This window comes from Lawsonibacter sp. JLR.KK007, assembly GCF_036941135.1.
Taxonomy (GTDB): Bacteria; Bacillota; Clostridia; order Oscillospirales; family Oscillospiraceae; genus Lawsonibacter.
The window spans coordinates 818690-840361 of sequence record NZ_JAYWSY010000002.1; the positions used below are offsets into that span (position 1 = coordinate 818690).

The 21672-nt window shown below is 53.0% G+C and carries 18 protein-coding genes and 2 pseudogenes; 8 read left to right on the forward strand and 12 right to left on the reverse strand.

The window, feature by feature from the left end; genetic code table 11:
* Positions 1 to 283: 283 nt before the first annotated feature.
* Together VV088_RS13940 and VV088_RS13945 are read right to left on the reverse strand one after the other, a co-directional pair.
* Positions 284 to 1945, reverse strand: a complete 1662-nt coding sequence (locus tag VV088_RS13940) for a hypothetical protein (protein ID WP_334601311.1) — start codon at positions 1943 to 1945, stop codon at positions 284 to 286.
* On the reverse strand, positions 1942 to 2316 hold the full coding sequence (locus VV088_RS13945; RefSeq protein WP_299966628.1) for a hypothetical protein: 375 nt from the start codon (positions 2314 to 2316) through the stop codon (positions 1942 to 1944). Before VV088_RS13945 ends, VV088_RS13940 begins: the two co-directional genes overlap by 4 nt.
* A 333-nt stretch (positions 2317 to 2649) precedes the next feature.
* Between VV088_RS13945 and VV088_RS13950 the strand changes: the two genes are divergently transcribed.
* Positions 2650 to 3954, forward strand: coding sequence for a DUF6076 domain-containing protein (locus VV088_RS13950; RefSeq protein ID WP_299966631.1), 1305 nt, complete (start codon positions 2650 to 2652; stop codon positions 3952 to 3954).
* Positions 3955 to 4141: 187 nt separating this feature from the next.
* Positions 4142 to 5536: pseudogene (locus tag VV088_RS13955) on the forward strand (IS5 family transposase); the annotation flags it as partial.
* Between the two features lie 342 nt (positions 5537 to 5878).
* Here the strand turns inward: VV088_RS13955 and VV088_RS13960 are convergent.
* The 3 genes from VV088_RS13960 to VV088_RS13970 form a co-directional block, all read right to left on the reverse strand.
* Positions 5879 to 6076: a hypothetical protein gene (locus VV088_RS13960; RefSeq protein ID WP_300689864.1), complete on the reverse strand. Its 198-nt coding sequence runs from the start codon at positions 6074 to 6076 to the stop codon at positions 5879 to 5881.
* An 86-nt stretch (positions 6077 to 6162) separates the two neighbouring features.
* Positions 6163 to 7140: a hypothetical protein gene (locus VV088_RS13965; protein ID WP_334601313.1), complete on the reverse strand. Its 978-nt coding sequence runs from the start codon at positions 7138 to 7140 to the stop codon at positions 6163 to 6165.
* Positions 7141 to 7364: 224 nt separating this feature from the next.
* Positions 7365 to 10043: a hypothetical protein gene (locus VV088_RS13970; RefSeq protein WP_334601314.1), complete on the reverse strand. Its 2679-nt coding sequence runs from the start codon at positions 10041 to 10043 to the stop codon at positions 7365 to 7367.
* Between the two features lie 345 nt (positions 10044 to 10388).
* On the opposite strand from VV088_RS13970, the gene istA reads away from it, so the two are divergent.
* Both istA and istB read left to right on the forward strand, forming a co-directional pair.
* A complete protein-coding gene (gene istA, locus VV088_RS13975) occupies positions 10389 to 11612 on the forward strand; it encodes an IS21 family transposase (protein ID WP_334599537.1) in 1224 nt (407 codons plus the stop codon).
* Positions 11605 to 12402: an IS21-like element helper ATPase IstB gene (gene istB / locus VV088_RS13980; RefSeq protein ID WP_334599536.1), complete on the forward strand. Its 798-nt coding sequence runs from the start codon at positions 11605 to 11607 to the stop codon at positions 12400 to 12402. The genes istA and istB overlap by 8 nt, the downstream gene beginning before the upstream one ends.
* A 12-nt stretch (positions 12403 to 12414) precedes the next feature.
* Here the strand turns inward: istB and VV088_RS13985 are convergent, their stop codons facing one another.
* Together VV088_RS13985 and VV088_RS13990 are read right to left on the reverse strand one after the other, a co-directional pair.
* Positions 12415 to 14118: an HAD family hydrolase gene (locus tag VV088_RS13985; RefSeq protein WP_334601315.1), complete on the reverse strand. Its 1704-nt coding sequence runs from the start codon at positions 14116 to 14118 to the stop codon at positions 12415 to 12417.
* Positions 14090 to 14734: a hypothetical protein gene (locus VV088_RS13990; protein WP_334601316.1), complete on the reverse strand. Its 645-nt coding sequence runs from the start codon at positions 14732 to 14734 to the stop codon at positions 14090 to 14092. The genes VV088_RS13985 and VV088_RS13990 overlap by 29 nt, the downstream gene beginning before the upstream one ends.
* 213 nt (positions 14735 to 14947) lie before the next feature.
* On the opposite strand from VV088_RS13990, the gene VV088_RS13995 reads away from it, so the two are divergent.
* Entirely contained in the window at positions 14948 to 15286 is a 339-nt protein-coding gene (locus VV088_RS13995) for a helix-turn-helix domain-containing protein (RefSeq protein ID WP_300691587.1), read from the forward strand.
* Positions 15287 to 15290: 4 nt separating this feature from the next.
* Here the strand turns inward: VV088_RS13995 and VV088_RS14000 are convergent, their stop codons facing one another.
* Both VV088_RS14000 and VV088_RS14005 read right to left on the reverse strand, forming a co-directional pair.
* Positions 15291 to 15509 (reverse strand): hypothetical protein, encoded by a 219-nt coding sequence (locus VV088_RS14000; protein WP_289290056.1) that lies wholly within the window; start codon positions 15507 to 15509, stop codon positions 15291 to 15293.
* Positions 15510 to 15704: 195 nt separating this feature from the next.
* Positions 15705 to 16232 carry an SLOG family protein gene (locus VV088_RS14005; RefSeq protein ID WP_334601317.1) on the reverse strand — a complete coding sequence of 176 codons (528 nt, stop codon included), beginning with the start codon at positions 16230 to 16232 and terminating at the stop codon, positions 15705 to 15707.
* Between the two features lie 130 nt (positions 16233 to 16362).
* Here VV088_RS14005 and VV088_RS14010 point away from each other — a divergent pair, with 130 nt between their 5' ends.
* Positions 16363 to 16683: a helix-turn-helix domain-containing protein gene (locus tag VV088_RS14010; RefSeq protein WP_016317002.1), complete on the forward strand. Its 321-nt coding sequence runs from the start codon at positions 16363 to 16365 to the stop codon at positions 16681 to 16683.
* A 97-nt stretch (positions 16684 to 16780) separates the two neighbouring features.
* Here the strand turns inward: VV088_RS14010 and VV088_RS14015 are convergent.
* Positions 16781 to 16900 (reverse strand): annotated as a pseudogene (locus VV088_RS14015) (sporulation transcriptional regulator SpoIIID); the annotation flags it as partial.
* 103 nt (positions 16901 to 17003) lie between these two features.
* On the opposite strand from VV088_RS14015, the gene VV088_RS14020 reads away from it, so the two are divergent.
* Positions 17004 to 18074, forward strand: a complete 1071-nt coding sequence (locus VV088_RS14020; RefSeq protein ID WP_334601318.1) for an Mbeg1-like protein — start codon at positions 17004 to 17006, stop codon at positions 18072 to 18074.
* 21 nt (positions 18075 to 18095) lie between these two features.
* Here VV088_RS14020 and VV088_RS14025 read toward each other — a convergent pair whose 3' ends face one another.
* Positions 18096 to 18632, reverse strand: coding sequence for a hypothetical protein (locus VV088_RS14025; RefSeq protein WP_334601319.1), 537 nt, complete (start codon positions 18630 to 18632; stop codon positions 18096 to 18098).
* Positions 18633 to 18764: 132 nt separating this feature from the next.
* On the opposite strand from VV088_RS14025, the gene VV088_RS14030 reads away from it, so the two are divergent.
* Positions 18765 to 18992, forward strand: a complete 228-nt coding sequence (locus VV088_RS14030) for a helix-turn-helix domain-containing protein (RefSeq protein ID WP_334601320.1) — start codon at positions 18765 to 18767, stop codon at positions 18990 to 18992.
* Between the two features lie 32 nt (positions 18993 to 19024).
* Here VV088_RS14030 and VV088_RS14035 read toward each other — a convergent pair whose 3' ends face one another.
* Positions 19025 to 21649 (reverse strand): translation factor GTPase family protein, encoded by a 2625-nt coding sequence (locus VV088_RS14035; RefSeq protein WP_334601321.1) that lies wholly within the window; start codon positions 21647 to 21649, stop codon positions 19025 to 19027.
* Positions 21650 to 21672: the final 23 nt, after the last annotated feature.

The window sequence follows — 21672 nt, forward strand, 5'->3', positions numbered from 1 at the left end:
TCCTTGATGCCTCGTCCAATCCTATGAGAGCAGAGCCGGAAGTAGTACATCGAAACCGTACTTCCTGTGTGCTATCAAGAGAATATGTAGTCAAAGGCAGAAGAGATACGGCGGCATCGCATTACGAAGGGAACCCGTACTTCTCTGTGCATTTTCCTCACCTCGCAGGGAGAGGACCACCCACAGTCCAGAGGGCCGCAGGATGGCTTCGGCTGTCGATTTACGCAGCCTGCGCGAAGTTCATTTTTCAGGGGGTGGAAACACCGTCCCCTAAATTGCGCTCTTATCGTAGCTTGCTGAGTTTGATAGCGTAGAACCGTTTGCCACCAGTGCCGTTGATCTGCACGGTGTTCTTGCTCTCGACCAGCTTTAGCGCACCCTTAGACAGCAAATAGCTGATACAATCGACAAAGCTGAGGCTTGGGGTGAAGCTCAGGAGCTTCTTCTCCAGACGCTTACCTCTCAGGCAAAGGCAGTCATAGTAAATCAAACCATCATGTTTTTCAGGCTTGAAGTTCTCTGCATCCTTTGCCAGATGAAATGCTCCTTGCTTATAAAGATCCCGAATAAGGTCAAGATAGTCTATCGTCTTTACCTCGATGCTCTCCTTGAATCGAGTCTCTTGTGCCTGTACCAGTGTGCGAAGCTGGGTGCTGAAGCTCTGGTATGTATCCTTGGCATCTTCTTCAGAGCAGAACCCAGAATCCTTGCAAAACTCCAGCAACACCATGTAGGAAATCTCAAGGTAGAACTGGGTATCCCGTAGCCTACCGTGAGTAGTGGAGGAAGCCGTCGCCCTGCGTAGCTGAGTAAGCTTTGCGTCAATGGAATCCCGAATCTCATTGAAATGGTCAACATACCATCGGATGAAGTAGTAGTAGAAGGTCGATACCAGAAGTGGGCGATTGCGTTGGTATTCATCCAGGACCGCACCGTTAGGTGGTTCCGTGATGTTTACTACCAGTGCGCGGGGGATTGTGGACGCCTTGCCAATAGTGTACTCGCCGATGAACACAGCGTTGCCCCGGAAGCTCCGTTGCACCTGTGCCTTTCCATCCATCCGCCCACGCCCAGTATCGTCAGCTATGCGGCGTATGATTTCTTCGGCGGTGTCCTCATTCTGCCGTTTGATACCTCTGGATTCTGCTGTGTGCAGATCATCAAGGACCGCTGTACACTCGCTGTGTTCGTATAGCGTGTCCTCAATAAACCTCTTTGTCGAGTTGAACCGGGTAACAGGGCCGATTCCATCGGCTCGATTGTAAAGCTGAACTAAATGGGGAACATAGTGAGACTTTAGCATCCCGGATTTTCCGACAATGACCAACACCGCACAGGGGGTCATGCCAGCCTCTTTGAAAGCTGCCCTGATAATTCCAGAGATTGTGTGTGCCGCAAGGACTGGTCCGATCTCAGGGCTGAGACTGATGAGCCACATCATGCGGTCAATAGCCGTATTGATGTCGATATTCTCGTCAATATCCAGGCGGAGCGGGAGCTGTCCCAGTTCAAAGTCTGGATCAGTTCTCGGTGCGGAGGACTGGGTGATGACCCGGTTCCCCGCAACAAAGATAATTGAATCGCCAATATGGTAAATCCCGGTCCGGTCAAGGACGTACCGCCTCTCCACAGGGACGTTGCTGACCCCGGCGCGGATAGTATCGGCAATGTACCCTCTGGCCCGACGGTACTCCGAGTTCGTCAGGCAGCGATGGTCTATCTTGAACCAATCCACACGGTTAAGGTCTGATAGTGGGACAGTGGTTTCTGTATCGCTGCCATTCTTAAACCGTAGTCGTACCCTAACAGCCTCCCGTTCATCAGTGGAACCGACTACCCTGACTACGCCGACTGCCGAGGGGATGAAGGTGGAGACGGGTACTCCAGATTCATTAAAGAAAACCCACTCGGGACGCCGAGGCTGCACTGATGCGGTCTGATTCATAAAGCAGCTCGCAGGGCTCTCCTTGAAGGTTTGCGATTGAAGAAGAATCCGAGAGCCACAGTTGCTATAGCCGTTAAGACCTTGGGGATGGCTTTGCAGATGGCGTCCCCCAACTTGTTGAAGAACCCCCTTGTGCTGCTGTCGTCCTTGCGCCTATTAGCTTTCTCAGTGGCCTCTTCCTCCGCTCTCCGCCTCTCGGCCTCCTGCTTCATCAACTTGTTGTGCTTACGCAAAGCCTTTGCCAGAGCTTTGAAAATCTTCCGCTCCTTCCGGCTGAGGGCGGGCTGCTGTTTAGCCTTACCAGCGGACTCACTGGCAGGTACAACCATCTCACCCGTAGTGTTTTCGTACTTATCCAGTAGATTTGCCATGACAATTCCCTCCTTTTTGAAATATTGAGAACTTTCAAATCTGATTTTGGGCCTCTACGTCACCTCCGCTTCATAGCCCAGGATCAATGTAGCCCTGAGCGCGGACCTGCCAGATCCACTTGGCGAAACTCGTGGGCTTGGTTACTGCCCGGAGTAGTGCCCTTGATTCTTATTAGGTTGAAGAATGTAATATTGACATTCTAGCAACTATCTATTACAATGATAATAGCACATAGCGGTACAGTTGTCAAGTAGAACTTTGGAAAGTTTATTACATAACTTTCTATCTGCAGACGGCGATTCAGACCATCGACACTACAAGGAGGAAACACCGTGGCTTACATTGGATTTGATGATCGCGGGTATGAATTTTTCGATGAGGGGCACTATCTTCTATTTTCTGAAGACAACTCACATGAACTCCTGTTCCATTACGTTGCCCAAGATTTATCTAGCCTGCCTGAGTTGTTTGAACAATATATCTCTCAGCGGATGGACACCTCAACTTTCAAGCTGCGTGATTGTCCAGGTGGTGAAGCCTCTCTTGACCAGATGAAAAGAGTTTTAATGGATGCCCACCCGTATTACAGGCATGAAGTCCGGGAGGTTTTCATTAAAGCAATCGGTGACTACTTTAATGAACTCCTGCTCTATTCGTGCTACCGTCAAGATGGGACTATTCCAGGCTTCTCTGAAGCATGGTATGTGGAAAGAATAACGGCACTGCTGGCCTCCTTGCTGGAATTAGGGGATACTTACCCTAGCGACTTTTATAATGAATACCTAGAGCGGACTGGTGGGAACACCTACACCGCCGATCAACCCGATGATGAGATAGAGACGGCTATCTACGGTGTACCGAGAGAGATGCCTACGGGGTTTAGCCGTGAGATCAGGACGCAGCGTGAGATCTATAATATGCTCTACTTCCTTTTGGACATAGCGGCACCGGGGTTAGAGACGTTGACAACACCCCAACGCATATGGCTCTACGGCAACATTGTGGCAAGTAGCGGGTCTGAGATGACTGTGCCCAAGCGTCTTTCTCTTAAACATCCAACCTTATATCAAAGCGGACATGATTACAGCCAAGCGGTGGAACGTAGCCGTGAGCTGGATGATAAGTTTTACCCGCTCTACGCTCTTGGTAAATTGAATGTGGGGCGTGATGGTATCCCCGCTGGTATGGAAGAAACCTTTCGTTCGGCTATTGAACACGCAAGGGAAATTACAGTGAACAAACCCTATGAGGAATACAGGATTAACAACCTGCGCCAGCTATTGTACCTGGAACTATGGTCGATGCTCCAGGATAAGGTGATGGTTCGGAAGTGTAGGCATTGCGGTAAATACTTCGTTGCCGCCAATCGAAGAATTGCCTATTGTGATCGAGTCGATGGCTCTGGGATGCGCTGTTCCGCTATCGGTTCCCAGCAGTCTTTTCAGAAAAAGATGGCGTCTGATGAAGCCCTCTTGATTTACAATCGGGCTTACAAGACGCACCACGCCCGTGTAAGGAAAGGGACAATGAGCAAGGAGGACTTTGTACGCTGGTACAGCGAGGCAAAGCTGAGGTTGGACAAAGCCAGAGCTGGCGAATTAGACGTTGCCCAGTTCCAGGAGTGGTTAAAAAAATAAGATGATGAGGGACGCTGCGCTGGTGGCAGCGTCCCTTATAAGTTTCCAGGTTAAGCATACGTAGGGCCTGCTTCATAACCTCAAACAGCTTGGAAGACAAGCAATATGGGATGAAATATGGTAGAATAGGTGCAAGGGAATTGGGAAAAAGCAAGGAAAAAGCGTGCACTTATAGGGGGCGGAGTGGATGTATAAGGACAACAGTCAGCTTCGGATGGAAGATTTCATCTTTCCATATGGGAAACTGGACCCAGAAAACGATTGGGTGAAACTGGCGGCGCTGGTTCCGTGGGAGATAGCGGAGGAACGGTATGCAGCGCGATTCGTGAACAATGGTCACCCGGCCCATCCGGCACGGATGGCATTAGGGGCGCTGCTGATTCAGCGGCGGCTGAAATGCAGCGACCAATGGCTGGTGAAGCACATTGGAGAAAACCCGTATCTGCAATATTTCATCGGCATGAAGGAGTACGGGCCGTGTCCGTTCGGGGCGTCCACGCTGGTAGCGTTCCGGAAACGGTTCAGCGAGGAGGACCTGGCAGCAATTCTGGAGGCGTCTGTCCCAAAAGCGGAGACAGGGAAACAGGATGACTCGGATGACGGGAACGATCCGCCTAACAGCGGGACACTGATTCTGGACGCCACATGCTGCCCCGCGGACATCGCCTATCCTCAGGACATCGATTTACTCAACCAAGTGCGGGAGAAAGCGGAGAAAACGGTGGACGAGCTGTGTAAAGCGGCAGGACAGAAGAAGCCCCGGATGTACCGCAAGCGCGCCCGGAAGGACTATCTCCGTCTGTCCAAAAGCAAGAAGCGCAGTGGGAAAGCAATCCGTTCCGCGATACGCAAACAGCTGCAATACATCCGCCGGGATATCAGGTACATAGCTGAATTGGTTCAAAAAGGTGCAAAATTGTCTTCAAAGCAGGCGGACCACCTGAATATCATGACTACTGTCTACGAGCAGCAGCGCCTCATGTTTGAATCCGGGACCCACAGCATTCCCCGGCGCATCGTCAGTCTGGCCCAGCCCTGGGTCCGGCCCATCGTTCGGGGAAAAGCCCACGCCAATACCGAGTTTGGCTCAAAACTGCATATCAGTCTGGTGGATGGCTATGCCAGGATCGAACGGCTGGACTTCGAGCCCTTCAACGAATCGGAAGACCTCTGGCGGGCGGTGGCTCGGTATCGGGAGCGCTATGGCTGTTACCCGGAACGTATCCTGGCGGACAAAATCTACCGCAGCCGCCAGACACTGGCTTTTTGCAAAGAGCATGGTATTCGTCTGTCCGGTCCGGCCCTGGGAAAGCCGCCAAAAGCTCCCGGCCTGTCCCGTCAAGCAAAGAAACTGGAGTATCAGGACAACTGCGACCGCAATGCTGTGGAGGGTCTTTTCGGGACGGTCAAGACCGCTTACGGCCTGGACCGCGTCATGGCACGCCTACAGGAAACCGCTGTCTGTGTGATTGGCGTTACACTGCTGCTCTCAAACCTTTCCTTATCCCTGAGGGCCGCTCTCGCTCTGTTTTGCCTTATGCTTCTGCTGTTTGTTTTGCTGACGTTGCGGAGCAGAGCCTACGTATGTGGGTGGTATGGTGGTATCGTACCACACATACCACCGTGTTTTTATAACAATCTTATTCCAATTACCGGTTGCTAGTCCCCGCTTCAAACTGGTTGCTTGTTCCTGCCAGGTGTGGTATACTGATTCCAAGAAAATTCCATCGGAGGTACAGCACGATGACAGATGTAGAGAGACGCACCGCCGCCGCCCGGTTTGCTGCGGAAGGCACACCAGAACAATGACAGGGCCGTGATGATGGCCTATGGCTTCTCCATCAGGGACATGACCGAGAGCAAGCACTGACTGAGAAACAATAAAACAGGGAAGAGGGGCTGCACCATGAGCAGCCCCTCGTGCTTAGATATTTAACCCCAACTTCTCTGCAATCTCTTCCGGTGTAAGCCCAGCCTCCTTTGCTGCCGCCATCACCGTTTTCATATTAACAGGATGCAGGAGCTTCTGCTTCTGAGTCTCCAGAGCTTCGATCTCAGCTTGCTTCTTGGCGATCTTCTCATCAATCGCAGCAATGCGTTCCTCTGCTGTCTTCCCGGCCATGTTTATGCCCTCCGTCTTCAAAAGATGAATCCATTTTACATTGAAAAGATAGGCTTGTCAACAGCATTTGAACCTCGCTGCAATGATTATTTTAAGAAATAAGAATAGATGTTGTCCAGGTACTTAATCTCATGCCGCTTAGCAATGGTAACAGGGGACAAATGAATCTTAGTAAAGGATTCCATCACCTTTTCCACGTCTCGACAATTTCGTGCTTTCTGAGCCAGGTGCAGCGACTTCTTGTCGGGGATCAATGACAAGAGCCGTAGCATCTTCCTCCGCATGATGCTGTCTGTTATCTCACTGCGGACGATCTCGACAGCAGCATCCATCTTGTGAAAATCACCGAAAGGGACTACCCGAGCGAAGGTTTCCATGAAGATGTCTGCGCTGCACTTTACTATCTTTGTGATCTGACTGACAACATCGCTTGCGTCCGCATATTCCCGGATGGCCTTGGGCTTGGTGAGCTTTACCTCAGCCCGAAGGATACCCTTGGTCTGCTCACTAGCTGACTGTAGTTGCTTCCGGCCTGCGTCTGCACCTCGTAGCTGACCCATGACAGCTTTCTCCAAATCGTACAAGAGGAAGTCTGTGCCATTGCTGTTCCCACTTAAACAGAAGCTGGCCTTCTCGTCAAAACAATCATAGCTGACTGGGGAGAACCCCTTGACCTTACCGATCCTCTTTATGACTTTTAGGTAGTCCGACACCTTTTCATAACTACCAACATTGATGTCCAGGGTTAAGGTCACACCGGACAATGTGAAGTCGTCCAGACTGTAGCTGCTATCAAAATATTTAGCGATATGCTTGTCCAACTTGTGAAGCAGCTTGCCAGTGTCAGACGGGTCATTCACGACCATGCCAGTGTTGACAAGCAGCCTAATCTTCTTTTTGTACCTGCTGTCTCGATAGATGGCGGTGATACCTTTCGCCGCCAGGGAAGTGTCAAGATACTCGCCACCAAGCTCCTCCAGATAGCCAACCTTGGCGTTGAAAATCCGATGGAATGGAGCTGCATCAAGTATCATAGATAACTCAAATGTGTGATTTAGAAACATAATGATCCGCCTTTTTTACAAAGATATTTTACCGAAAGGTTGTGGATGATTACTATTTCTATCCTGCATTAACGGCGGTATGCAGTGGTAAGGAACGGCATACCACCGCCACTGTTTGCCAGTGGTACATTTCATCTCGATGACTGCGCTAATACAAATGCGTTGGCTGTGGAACACTCATTTAACTAGGACTGGCATAGGATGGGTGGCTTGGGCAAAGACTCCTACTCTTTGCTATAATCAAAGCCATCAACCATCTTTGCCTGACTAAGTGGGAAGTTCGAGAAAAGATGTACTTTACATGGATTTCGGAGAAGCCGTGCTCGCCCCACGGCTTGCTCCAACTCGCTTTCAATCATCCAGAATTGAAGATGCCGTAAATCTTCATTGTGGAAGGTCGTAAAACGAAAACGATAGCCATTGTGTGTGACTACCTGGGGTTCCACCTCTTCATCTTCATCGAAGTCAAGCCCCATCGTAAATGCAGCCAGCTTGTATAAGAAGTCGGCATGGTACGGTGTTCCAACAACGAGAATATCTTTGCCCTCTAGGATGTTGCTGCCATCGGTGTTCCCGAAGTGCAGAGGTCCAATATTCTCCTTCATGAATGTGATAACACGCTCCTCGTTCATGTCAAAGCGTTTCATCAGGCGGCGGACGATGCCCGAATCACTTGCTATGGAGCTGCGGCTCATGGACTTACCGGGATACTGGCGTAGCGGTCCCATATACTCAGCCCTTTTACATTCGTAGAAATCCACTCTATCCCAACCGAAGTATTGACGGCATATACCCTCGTCAACGGTAGCTGAAACTATGATGTATTTTATATCTTTGAAGAACTCTGGGAGTTTTAGATAAACAATGGCATCTTCTTTTAGATTAAGCTCCTTATCGCTTCTACGAACATAGAATTGCTCTGCCTGGCAAAATGACGGCAGATCAAAGGAGTATAGTTTATCATCCTTATCGTCCCATTCAAAGCTATCGAGTTCAATGCGCGACTGATCTTTGGCCTTCCTCAATAGGGATTTTATCTTTTGGGACAGGTGGTTGTCGGTAGTCTTCTCCAACAGCTTCTCCAGCTTAGCAACTGGAACTTCTCCTTGATTTGGGATGATGCTCTTGAAGATGATGTCCTCATCAATGATGATCGCATCAAACTCTTTAAGACGCTTTTCATCCATATTCAGCAGATAGCGATGGGTGGTGATAACATTGCCTTTGAAATTTCTTAGGGCCTCGCGCTCCTTCATATACTTCCTCAAACAAGGAATGTTTTTGGTTTTAAGTACCTTCTCAATGTACGGATGGACTAGTTGATGTTGTCCGCTCTTATGAAATCTCTCAATGCGTCTCTTTACCTTCTCCGGCATCTCATCCTTGATCTGTTCCAAGGATGGAGTCTTACACACAGCAATACCCATGCGCTTCGCCTTGTTGAAGATCTCATCTTTCAGCAAATTTGTGGGAGCTGCGATCAGGAAACGATCATCGGGATTCTCTGCCATGAGTTGCAGGTAACTATAGGACTTGCCAGCTCCGGTTTGACTTTTGATGATATGAACATTGCTGTCCTCAGCACGATACGCTTTGCTGATGGCCTCGTATGTATCATCTTGAACATCTTCTATCGAATAGAACTTCTCACTGTACCCTGGTAGCCTTTCCATCATTCCAGGCTTAGGATGTACCGTAGACAGGATGTTTGTACCGTGGTTACATTCCTTGCAGTAGGGACAAAAGCTGTCGCAGCCATAGGGCTTGTACTCTTGCTGACGTATGTAGGAAAGGTGACTTTCCCACTTCTCTCTCCGCTCATCATCATAGAACTCGGGATGCTCCGCTTGGATCTCTTTGAATCGTTGAATGCCTGATTCGACCTGCTTCAGATTGGTAGCCAGACCAAACAATTCATCGTGGCTCATGTCCCTCTCGCCAGTCTCGAACTCCCTGAACAACTGGCATCCTCGGCTCGTATCTGACAATACAGATGATCGGTAGGCTCCATGATTCTTATATCCTCTATTCAACACACCTGTTCTGCTAACAGGTGTGTTGACAGAAGACTTGCTGGTGCTACCACTGAGCTTAACTCGATAAAACATCTTCGGGAAATTCTCGCCATCCGCTATTACATTAAAGGGGATATTTATAATAGGGCTTGGCGAGATTTTCCCATCCTGAGCTGATAGAGATGCACCAAGGGCTTCAGTCGGATCATCAGTCATGGTGACATCCAGAAGACCGTTCTTGTTGAGAGCGATGCCTGTCTCTCGTGAGAACCTGGACAGCTTCTCCTTGTAATGATTTCCTGTTGTATCCCGCAAGAAGTACGTCAGACCTCTGAATATGGATTCGACATTGATGGTAGGGATGGTATCATCGTAATAAATCAGTCCCTTTCCTCCAAAGAACATTCTGGCGCTGTCTGTGTAACACGACTTATCGGCTTCAGGGAAGATCGTACCCAGTGCCAGTTGCATAGCTTCTACAATTCTTCTGTGAGAAATAGAGACATCATTAAGGAACACTACTCGGAACTTGTTGTGATCTGTACTGGAGAAGGTATCGTAGGCGAACAAGATAGGGAGATCATACTTCTTTGCCCTAGCTATTACTTCCTCAAATGAAACTCTTCTGTCCTGAGCTTTGTTATCGAAGTCTAACGCGAACATCTGCTGCTGCTCGAAGTGATCCTTGCTCCGCCTGCCATTCTTGAACGTGGCAGGGCAGAATGTGTGCCCATCACGACCTACAGCGAAGGTGAAGTCCCTTATATCGGCCGGACTACGGAGTTCCTTGATGGAGCTACCCAGTCGGTTGTGTATCCTGGCTATCTCCTTGCCTTGCGGCTTCTCCCAGTTTTCCATCTGGTCAAGCGAGACTTTGACATTATCCATGTTTTCAACTCCTTTGGGGTTTGGATTTATCTCCCAGTAGGAGTTGATTGCTAAAAATAAAGATGAAGGACAAAGGGTGGGGATGTCCCCATCCCTTGCCCCTCGCGTTCGTTCATAGCTAAACTTGATTGCCGTTGCCCAGCACAGACCTGTTGGTAGCTTGCTTCACTCTGCGGTAGAACGTGGTCTTGCTCATCTTCAGTGTCCGCATGGCTTCCGTTTGTCAGCGCCAATGATAAAATGAAAGAAAACGCCGAGGAAAAAATGTAGTTTTGTGGCGGAGGTGAAGGAAAAAAGATAGACTCCCAATCAGGGCGAAAAAGAGCCCGGAAAGGGAGTCAGGAAATGAAAGGAGTACAGTGGATGGATATCCGAAGCGACAGACAAAAAGGGCTGAGCTATGTGGAGCTGGGCCGGAAGTACCACATGGACCCACGAACAGCAAAGCGGTACGCGGAATCGCCGCAGAAGCCGGAGTACACATTGAGCGAACCCAAGCCAACAAAGATGGACCCGTACAAGCAGATCGTGGACGAGTGGCTGGAGGAGGCGCCGTATTCAGCGCTGCGGATCCTGGAGAAGCTGCGGGAGATGGGATTTGACGGGGGCTACAGCATCGTCAAGGCGTATGTGAGCAGCCGGAAGATGGACTTGAATGAGAAAGCAACAGTGCGGTTTGAGACGATGCCGGGGAAGCAGGGGCAGATGGACTGGGGATTCTTCGAGGATCACCTGGTGTACGAGGATGGAAAGTGGAAGAAACTGTACTGCTTTCTCATGATTCTAGGGTATTCGCGGATGCGGTACATCGAGTTTGTAACGGATATGAGCACAAACACACTGATACGGTGCCACCAGAACGCATTCCGGTACTTTGGAGGATACCCAGAGGAGATTCTATATGACAATATGAAGCAGGTAGTGATCAAACGGCTTTTGAAGCAGGAGGACTCCACACTGAACCGGCAGTTTGAGGATTTTGCGGGATTCTACGGATTCAAACCCATTCTGTGCCGGCCCTACCGTGGCCAGACGAAAGGAAAAGTGGAGCGGACGGTGCAGTTTGTGCGGGACAACTTCATGGTCGGAATCAAGTACAACAGCCTGGCAGACCTGAACGGACAGGCCCTGGCCTGGTGCAACAAGGTCAATGGCAAGGTTCACGCCACCACCAACGAGATTCCCTTTGAGCGGCTGAAAAAAGAGGGCCTGAGCCCTCTCTCCCGTGAGTACATCATCGACAAAATCAACCTGAGGCGGGTACAAAAAGACTGCCTCATCTCGTACGCCGGCAATCAGTACTCCGTGCCAGCGGAGTACATCGGCAAAGATGTGGCAGTCGTAGCCCTCGACAGTATGCTGGCAGCCTACTATGAAGGCAAGCAGATCGCTCTGCACCGAATATCGTATCAAAGGAAGGACATGGTTGTCAATCCTCAGCATTACCGAAGGCTTACGTTGAAGCAGACGATGGACGCAGAAAATGTTCTGCTGGAACAGGGCAAAGTGATAGATTTCCCCTTGAAGCCCTCCGATTTGTCCAGATATGACGAGGTGCTGTATGACTGAATTTACTATGGACAGGCTGAGGGAAAACCTGGAAGCCCTGAAAATGAAAAACACCCTGGAGATTCTGGATAACTACCTGGAACGGGCCGTGGCTGAAAACCTCAACATTGTGGAGGTTTTGGATCACATTTTTTCAGAAGAAGCCAAATCCAAACGGAGACGGGCCTATGAGAAGCAGATCCAGATGTCCGGCTTTCCCATCAAGAAGACCCTGGACGATTTCGATTTCTCCTTCCAGCCCTCCATCGACAAGCGCCAGATCGATGAGTTAGCTACCATGCGCTTCCTGGAAAACGGGGAGAATGTGGTCTTCCTTGGCCCGCCCGGCGTGGGCAAGACCCATCTGGCCTCCGCTCTGGGCCTTGTGGCGGCACAGCACCGCTTTTCCACCTACTACATCAACTGCCATCAGCTTATTGAGCAGCTCAAGAAGGCCCATTTTGAGAACCGTCTGCCAGACAAGCTCAAGGTTCTCGCCAAGTACAGGATGCTCATCATTGACGAGATCGGCTACCTCCCCATGGACATCCAGGGCGCAAACCTGTTCTTCCAGCTGATTGCCAGAAGGTATGAAAAAACGTCTACCGTCTTTACCTCCAACAAGACCTTCTCCCAGTGGAACGAGGTCTTTGCCGACGTCACCATCGCCTCCGCCATCCTGGACCGCGTCCTGCATCACTGCACTGTCATTAACATCAAGGGCGAGTCTTACCGCCTGAAAGAACGCAAGGAATTTATGCGCCAGAAGCAGCAAATCGTGAACACTCTTTTTGAGCAAGGAAACGCTTGATTTTGTCCCCCCTTACCGCCGAAAAACTACAAAATTTCTTCGGCGTTTTCTTACAATTTCAAATTGGCGTTGACAAATGGTATAGCCGCCTACGGTGAACGCATATCCGGACAATTCCCCGTCCAGAAGCTCCGACTCCTCCAGCTCCCGCTCATCCCTGGCATCAGCCCACACGCATGTGAAAGCAATATTGTCACCCAAGTGCTTGCGGAGGGTTTTCATGCCGTCACTCTCATTCGCCTTGTAGGTGTTCCGAAGCAGTTCTTCCAAGGTATAGACCTTATCCTTATCAGCAGTCACTTTCTGAATCAGGTCATTTGCTGCCTGCTGTGCAATGTCGATACCAGCCCCTTGCCCAAGCTCGCTTGTTTTCCCGAGGAATCCATACAGCCAGTGAGTGGCGAATATAAGCCATATCAGATCGTATTGGGACTTGCGGGTTTCATCACGGGAGCCGAACTGCATAGGCACATTGTAGCTAGCCGCCAGCTCTTTATAACTGAGAATCCTAGTATTGTAATACTCCTCGAACTTCTTGTGGCCCTTCCTGCCCTTTCCCAGGGAAGATCGGCTTACCCGCAGCACACATTTGTCCTGGGTATAGCCAAGCATCAGACCATAGCTGTTATAGAGAACACCTACCTCCGCAAGCTGCTTTTTAGTCAGATCATGGTGGCCGATGATGATGACCTTGCCGGGATAACCCTCATCGTAGTCACCCGCATCCTTGAGCTTTGCTTCAATCCCCATCGACTGGATATGTCTGCAAAGGTTGAAGGCTGCTGCATAAGGAGCCTTGCCATCGTAGAAGATGGTAACAACAGGTTTGTCCGCTGGTGGGGTCTGCCTCCGATATTCCGGTTCCTCTCCTAACTGATAATACTGATCTCCCGGATGATACACATGATGCTTGCGCCACATGTTGCGTTCTAACAACTTCTCTCTAATCAGATGCCCCTTGGTTGGCACGCCCAACATGTTCGAGACAAACTTCACCAGCTTCATGGAAGTCCCTGCCCGACGGACCAAGCAGGTAGTGACCCCATACTTGTTGCCGCCCGCTATATCAGCACGCATACTGTTGCCGACATGGGCCATCTGAGATTTATCTACACCATACCTGGAGGCGATCATCTCAAAGCCGCTGGTCTCCGGCTTCTTTGCCCTGGCGATACAGTAATCCGCTCCCAGGTCTTTACAGGCCCCCTCTGCCAGTTCCTGTTGGGCGTTGGTCAGTAGCACGACAGTAAAGCCCATCGCTTTCAGACCTTGCACCAGTTCTCTGGCCTTACCCGGCATGGTGACAGTCAGCCCCGGAGCGTTGGCCTGTAGTTTGTTGATGAAGCTATCGTCGATTGTATCATCAATGTCGAAGGAGATCAGCTTGATCCCGTTCTCCTTCAGCCGTGCATAGTCGATTCGATAGATGTCCTCCTGGTAAACGTCTGGAACATAGATCATCAGCTCGTCATCTGAGTAATGTTCCAGTGCAGTTTGGAAGGATTCTCTATCCGACCTTTCATCCAGCAGAATTACATTTGCCTTGTCATATATATATTTTATTGCCTTCTCCGGCAATCCTGTCTTCCACAGAGTTATTGCCGCAGTCATCGCCAGCTTTAATGTCATATAAATCACCATGCAGGCCGCTACACGGCTGCCCTTCTCATTGAATAGAATAGGTGTGTCAATCCGACGAAGGTAGAATATTGCCAAGCACAGCCCTCGTGCACTCCATATCCAGTTCCTCCCGGATGCTCTGGGCACATTTCAGCCACAGCAGATCATATTGAGATTCACGGGTCTCACTGCGATAGCCAAAGGTCATTGGTACACCGTACTTCTCTGCCAGTTCTCTGTAATTGAGCATCTCCTGGTTGTAGTAGACAGCAAACTCCTTGCGGCCCTTCTTCCCAGGACTCAGATCTGACCGGCAGGCTCTTAGCACATACCGCCGATTCTTCACTCCCATCTTCAACCCGTACTCGTTGGAACACAGGGGAACACGCGCCATCTGATCCTTAGTGAAATCGTGATGCCCTATGATGACCCACTGGCAATACTCCTCTGCCGAAGTACCCTCCAGACGGCTGTGGTACATCTCCGGGTCGATAGCGGCGGCCTGATACCCCAGCTCCCCCAGGTACTTAGCGAGGTTTTGGGCGGCAGTATAGGGAGCCTTGCCGTCATATATGACAAAAGCGAACTTCTTTAACTCCTGTATGGCTTCGTCTCGTTCCTTTTGCCTTTCATCCATTCGTTTCTCTACTGCTTTACCAACCTTTGATCCAACGTATCCATAGGCCAGTACCTTTGCAAGATCTTCAATCATTTGTCAGGACCTCCCTTCTATCACTTGTGAGTATGTAGACATATAGATTACAACAATCTTTCAGCTTCCAGGCTGGGAGCATAGTTGGGGAAGGAATAACACGCCAATGTAAAGTAAGTATATCACGAATACCCCTAATAGTCAATCTAAATACCTCTATCAGATGTTTCTTCGTATCGCTTCATCTGGTTACAATAATCAGGGGGTGATTGCATGGACTATAAGGGGTTGGGAGAGCGCATCCGTGAAGAACGCCTCCGACTACACCTTACCCAAGCTCAGCTTGCAGAGGCCGTAGACATCTCAGATACCTACATGGGTGCCATTGAGCGAGGAGAACGGAGCCTTACGCTGGACACGCTGGTGCGGCTCGTCAACCGTCTTGGTGTGACGGTGGACTACCTGCTGGCTGATTCCGTATCCGACAGTGACACCAACATCATGGAGCAGTTCAAGCAGATCATAGATCAGCAGCCATTGGACCGGAAGCAAATGGCGATCAACGTACTGCGGACGATCTTCTCATACTTTGATGACAAGAGAGGGGCGTAGTGGGCTACGCTCCTTCAATCTGTCCGATGCGTAGACCTCTTACAAAGTCAACATCATTCACTAGCCGCTTGACAGCCACGTTGACCAGCAGTTCCACCGGCAGGGAATACTCGACCGAGAGCGTGTGCAGCCTGTCATAGAGCATGGGATCGGTGATCTGGATTCTAAAGTCCTCCAATGAGGGTTTACCTTCGCTGATGGTACAGTTCTTATCAATGTTCATGTCCGCAACCTCCATATGAACCCGTATTGTAGTCTATGGAACATGGATTGTAAAGCCTTGAAAAGCAAGTTTGTGTGAAACATGCACAAAAATTGGTTCAATTATATATTATGGATTTCATTGTCTATATTGCACAAACTGTTGAGAGGTACAGGGTACTCATGCACTGAGAGAATATATACTTTCGGATACAACTCATCCGCCCTCTTCAGCAGCTTCGAGCGTAGTCGGGTTGAGAATGATAATCCTTCTGTCGAGCTTCCGAGCGTATCGGACGGTTGCCGCAGTACCACCGCGCCACTCTCCATTATAGACCGCCAGCAGTACCCCAGTGGCTTCTATCAGCCGATGGTTCCTGTCGAGCATACACCCATCGTAATACTCACGGCTTACATACTCTACGGAGTCAGCCTTCTCCAAGATTGAATGATACCGCTCCTGTGCTGAATCACTCCACTTGTCCGCCTGTCCTTCATGGGGCAGGATCAGATGGAGTCTCAGTGCAGGATTGTTTTTTCTCAGCTCCAGGACAATCAACGAGGCCCAGCAGTCTACCCCATCAGCTCCACCACTGTAGAAGTCCGTCACCCCGGCATCGACTAGCTGTGTGATCTGCCTCACTAACGCCGCTTTCAATGCCGAGCAGCGGCTATCAGATTCGTTGTACCGCCACGGCAGTTTGTGTGGCCGATGACCTGTGAAGGCACAGCAGCTATCCAGCATAGGGGAACACCTCCGCTAAGAGTTACACCTAATTATACTCCATACGTCGAGTTTCGTCCATGACGTTCTGGATTTAACACGTCTAGTTCGCTCATAATATGGATGAAACATCGACGTAGGAGGGATAGCGATGGACTTCAAGCAGGGAGGACAAGCGATACAGCGTATACGCAAGGAGCGAGGCATGACCCAGGAGCAGCTTGCGGAGATAACAGATGTTGCCTCCAACTCGATCTCACGGATTGAGCGTGGGTTGCTGATGCCAGCCCTGCCTACCTTGATCGACATCTGCAACGCCCTTGGAACCGGAGCTGATGCCATCCTGTCAGCCTATGTTACGGTGGATACTCCCATTCGATGGACACCTCTGGCGGAGAAGCTGGGAGGGCTGGACTTGGAGAAGCAGCATAAGATTGAGGCTATACTTGATTGCTTGATCGAGACGATTTAGAATGATAGGAAATAGCATAACAAGGCCAGCACCCACAATCAGGTGCTGGCCTTACTGCTCTACTTGACGATCCATATTAACCGTTCTATTTTACCCCATCCATATGTACCGAGCTCTTGCTGATGCCAAACTTTTGTGCGGCGGCCCGCACCGTGGTCCGGTTCTCCAGGATGTAGAGCGCCAGACGCTCGGCCCGTTCCTCCATGTTTCCTTTCAAAGCACAACACTCCCCGCCTCTTGCTGTTTCAATCTATGCGGCCTTTTGGGGAGTTATGAGCCTTTTTCCCCGCTCCGGCATAGCCTGGAGGGGAGATGATCCAATGGGAAACCTGTTTGACTATCTGTCCTGGCGGGGGGACCTGACCTTTGACCGTTCCCCCTTCCGCCCGGTAGACGGGCTGATTCTGTCCGCGCTGGCCTACGTCCACTTCGGCGCCCTGGTCCCGGAGGGGCCGGACGCCCCCGTCCCGCTGGGCCGGGCAGCGGAGGGCTATCTGTCTTTGCCCCCCGCCCGCCGGGGCCGCTGCCGGTGCGGGGACGACCTGCGCCTGCTCCGGGCGCTGGCGGAGGCTCCCCGGTTCGCCCGGCTGGGACTGTGCCGCCAGGCCGACCGGTTCGTCCCCAGGGAGGAGACCCAGTTCGCCGCCCTGACCGTCCTGCTGGAGGACGGCTCCGCTTTTCTGGCCTTCCGGGGCACCGACGGCACCCTGGTGGGCTGGAAGGAGGATTTTAACCTGAGTTTTCTGGATGTGGTCCCCGCCCAGCTGGAGGCGGCAGACTACGTCCAAACCTTTGCCGCCGGCTTCTCCGGTCCGCTGCGCCTGGGCGGCCACTCCAAGGGAGGCAACCTGGCGGTGGCGGGGGCGGCGCTGGCCGGAATGAAGGCGCGGGATCAGATCCGCTCGGTTTGGTCCTTCGACGGACCCGGCCTGAACGCCTACCTGCTGGCCCGGCCGGGGTATTCGGAGCTGCTCACCCGCATCCGCAGCTTTGTGCCAAAATCCTCCGTTGTGGGGCTGCTGCTGGCCCACGAGGAGCCCTACACCGTGGTGGACAGCGACCAGGATGGGCTGTTCCAGCACGACCCCTACTCCTGGCAGGTCCAGGGGCCCGGCTTTGTCCGCCTGGAGGAGGTGGACCCCGGCAGCCGCCTGATCGACCGCACCCTGAAAAACTGGCTGGCCGGGCTGACCAACGCCCAGCGGGAGGCGGTGGCGGACACCCTCTATGAACTGCTGTCCTCTGGGGACGCCACAACGGTCAAGGAGGCCCTGGAGCCCAAAAATCTGGCCAACGCCCTCCGGGCCGCCCTGGACGCCGACCCCAAAGACCTGCTTACCGCCGCCTCCTCCTTAGGCCGGCTGGCCGGCGCGGCCCTGCGGGCGCTGTAATACAGAAAGTCCCCCGCTTTGTCAAGACGGCGAAGCGGGGGCTATAATATCCCACTGAATTTCCAGCTCCCAGCAGTCCAGCGCCTCATTCAGCCGCCTGGTAATGACCTGGCCCTCCGGGTCAAGGCTCTGCCCGTCCAGAAGAGCATAGCAGACGGTGGCCTCCTTTACCGGGGACAGCATCAGAAAATCGCAGTCCAGGTTCGCGGTATGCCCGGCGCAATACCGGGCGGTGACAGGAGCCTGCCGGGGAAAGCGCATGTAACCCGTCCGGTGTTCCAGGGAAACCTCTTGAGGCATATGACTGACCCCGGAATACCAGAAAGCAGAACCCTCTGTGTCCACATAATCCGCAACGTTCAGTATCTCTCCAGTCCGGACGTCCAAAACATAATGTTCCCCCTCCCGCAATGTCTGCCCGCATACATCACATTTGGACCCATAGTACAGCCTGGCGCAAAAATACGTCAGACAACACAGGACAAAGGCGGCAAACAGTCCCAGGACCGCCTTCTCATAGCTGCTGCGCTTATCCCAAAACAACAATATGTTTTTCATAAATAGCACCTCCAACATCATATAAATAATGCGCCCAGTATTATATAGTAAGTATAACATCCTAAACATGCTATTTCAACTCCTTATAAAATAAAGGTCAGAAAGTTAAACTGGTATGCAGAGGTGAAGCTTATGAATCCCGCATACCATGAGATTTTTCGGATAATGGGCTTAAATATCGCCTATTATCGTAATTTGAGACAGATGAGTCAGGAACAGTTGGGTGACAAACTTGGCTTTGAACAGAGTTATATGAGCAAAATAGAACGGGCAGCTGTCGGGATTTCAATGGATACTCTGTGCGACATTGCCAAATTTTTGAATGTAGAGCCCTATCTTCTCTTAAAGCCGAAAGATTAAAAAGCAGGCACGCGGCGGCGTGTCTGCTTTCCTTATTTCTTATCCACAATTTTCGCGGTATGCTTCAGCTTCCGGTCCCCCGCGTTCCGCCGGTTCAGCCGGGCCACCAGGGCGGAGATCTCCCCCTGGGCCTGCTCCACCTCCGCCTTGAAGGCCCGGGCGGACAGCCGCAGGGCCCCGTGGCCCAGGATAATCAGCTGCTCCAGGCCGTCGGACGTCGCCACCCGCACCCGGTGGTTTCTCCCCAGGTCGTAGGTGGCCTTTTCAATATAGGCGTCCGCGGTCTCGGCCTCCTTGGTGTACACCACGTAGATGTTGTTCTTCTTCTCCACCGACCCAGGATTGCCCTTCACCTTGTAGGCGTCGAACACCAGGATCACCACGCACTTGCGAAAGCCCTGGTAGTTAGAGAGGATGTCCTCCAGCGCGGCGCGGGCGGCGGCCACGTCCTGCCGGGCCAGCTCCTTCAGCTCGTCCCAGGCGAAGATAATGTTGTAGCCGTCCACCAGGAGGTACTCCGGGCCGGTCTTCTGCTCCCGGACGGTATATGTTCTCTCGTCCAGGCTGGTCCGGGCGGGCTTTTTCGGCTGGGGACGAAAGGCCGTCCGCTCCACCTTGCCGTAGGTGCGCTCAAAGACGGCCAGCAGCTCCTTGTCCTGTTCCAGGCTGCCTCCCCGGTACTGCCGCTGTCCCCCGGCGGGGACGTCCGGCTCTTTTGGGAGGGGCTCCACACCCAGCCGCAGGCCGCTGTCCACATGCATGTGGTCCTTGACCTGATTCCACTTCACCGTCACCCCCGCCCCGTGGGAGCAGAAGACGGAATCGGCCGGATTTTCCACATCCCGCTCCGGGTCATAGGCGAATTGGGAGACAACCTCCTCCTGATTGGCGCAGGGCTCGTACCCCCGCAGGGAGCAGGACAGCCGTCCCCGCCCCCGGGTGTAGGCGGTGACCTCCCTCCAGTAGTCCCGCAGGCCGGCCACCGGGGCGTGGCCCGTCAGGACGGCCAGCTCCCCCTCCTGCTCCGGACCCTCCACCGCGCCCCCCATGGTCCGAAGGTCGTTCATGGCCCGGCCTACGCAGTCAGGGGGCAGCTCCAGGACAAAGTTGTAATGGGGCTCCAGCAGGACGCTCTCCGCCTGCATCAGCCCCTGGCGCACCGCCCGGTAGGTGGCCTGACGGAAGTCGCCCCCCTCGGTGTGCTTGACATGGGCCCGTCCGGCCACCAGGGTGACTTTTATGTCGGTGATAGGGGCGCCGGTGAGCACCCCCCGGTGCCGTTTCTCCAGCAGGTGGGTAACGATCAGCCGCTGCCAGTTCAGGTCCAGCTGGTCGGTGGAACAGGCGGAGGCGATGCGCAGCCCGCTCCCCCGGGGGCCAGGCTCCAGCAGCAGGTGGACCTCGGCGTAGTGCCGCAGGGGTTCAAAGTGGCCCACTCCCTCCACGGCGTTGGCAATGGTCTCCCGGTAGACGATGTTCCCCGCGCCAAAGGACACCATCACCCCGAACCGCTCCTGGATCAGCCGGGTCATCACCTCCAGCTGGACCTCCCCCATGAGCTGGAGGTGGATCTCCCCCAAGGACTCGTTCCACACCACCCGGAGCTGGGGGTCCTCCTCCTCCAGCTGGCGGAGGTTCCGGAGCATGGTGTGAACGTCGCAGTCCGGAGGCAGGATCACCTGGTAGGTGAGCACCGGCTCCAGCTCGGGCTGCAAGGCGGGGGGCTCCGCCCCCAGCCCATCCCCCGGACGGGTCCGGGTCAGACCGGTGAGGGCGCATACCGTCCCGGCGGGGGCCTCGTCGATGGTCTGGTACTTCGCGCCGGAGTAGACCCGGATCTGGTTCACCTTCTCCTGCCAGTCCTCCCCCTCCAGCACGGTGCGCACCTTGAGGGAACCGCCGGTGATCTTCAGATAGGTGAGCCGGTCGTTCCCGTCCCGGGCGATTTTAAAGACCTGTGCGGCGAAGTCCGGCGGGTAGGACGGCGCCTCAGTGTACCGAGACAGGCCGTCCAGCAGCCCCTCCACCCCCTCCAGCCTCAGGGCCGAGCCGAAGAAACAGGGAAAGGCCAGCCGCCGGGCGGCGAGGGAGGCGGCGTCCGCCGCAGTGATCTCGCCCCCCTCCAGGTATTGCTCCATCAGCCCCTCGTCCAGGGTGGCCAGATCCTCCTGGAGAGGGGCCAGGCCGGCGGAAAAATCCAGGCAGCCGCCGTCAAGCTTGCTCTGGAGCTGGGCCAGGAGGGCCTCCCGGTCGCTGCCTGCCAGATCCATCTTGTTGACAAAGAGGAACGTGGGGACGCTGTGCCGCGCCAGCAGCTGCCACAGGGTGCGGGTGTGGCCCTGGATGCCGTCGGAGCCGCTGATGACCAGAACGGCGCAGTCCAGCACCGATAGCGTGCGCTCCATCTCGGCGGAGAAGTCCACATGACCCGGAGTATCCAGCAGGGTGAAGGCGGTCTCCCCCCAGGAGAACTCCGCCTGCTTGGAGAAGATGGTGATGCCCCGCTCCCGCTCCTGGATGTCGGTGTCCAGAAAGGCGTCCCGGTGGTCCACCCGGCCCAGCTTCCGCACCGCTCCGCCGAGGTACAGCATCCCCTCGGACAGGGTGGTCTTCCCCGCGTCCACATGGGCCAATATTCCCAAAACCAGCTTCTTCATCCGGCGTCCGCCTCTCATTGCGT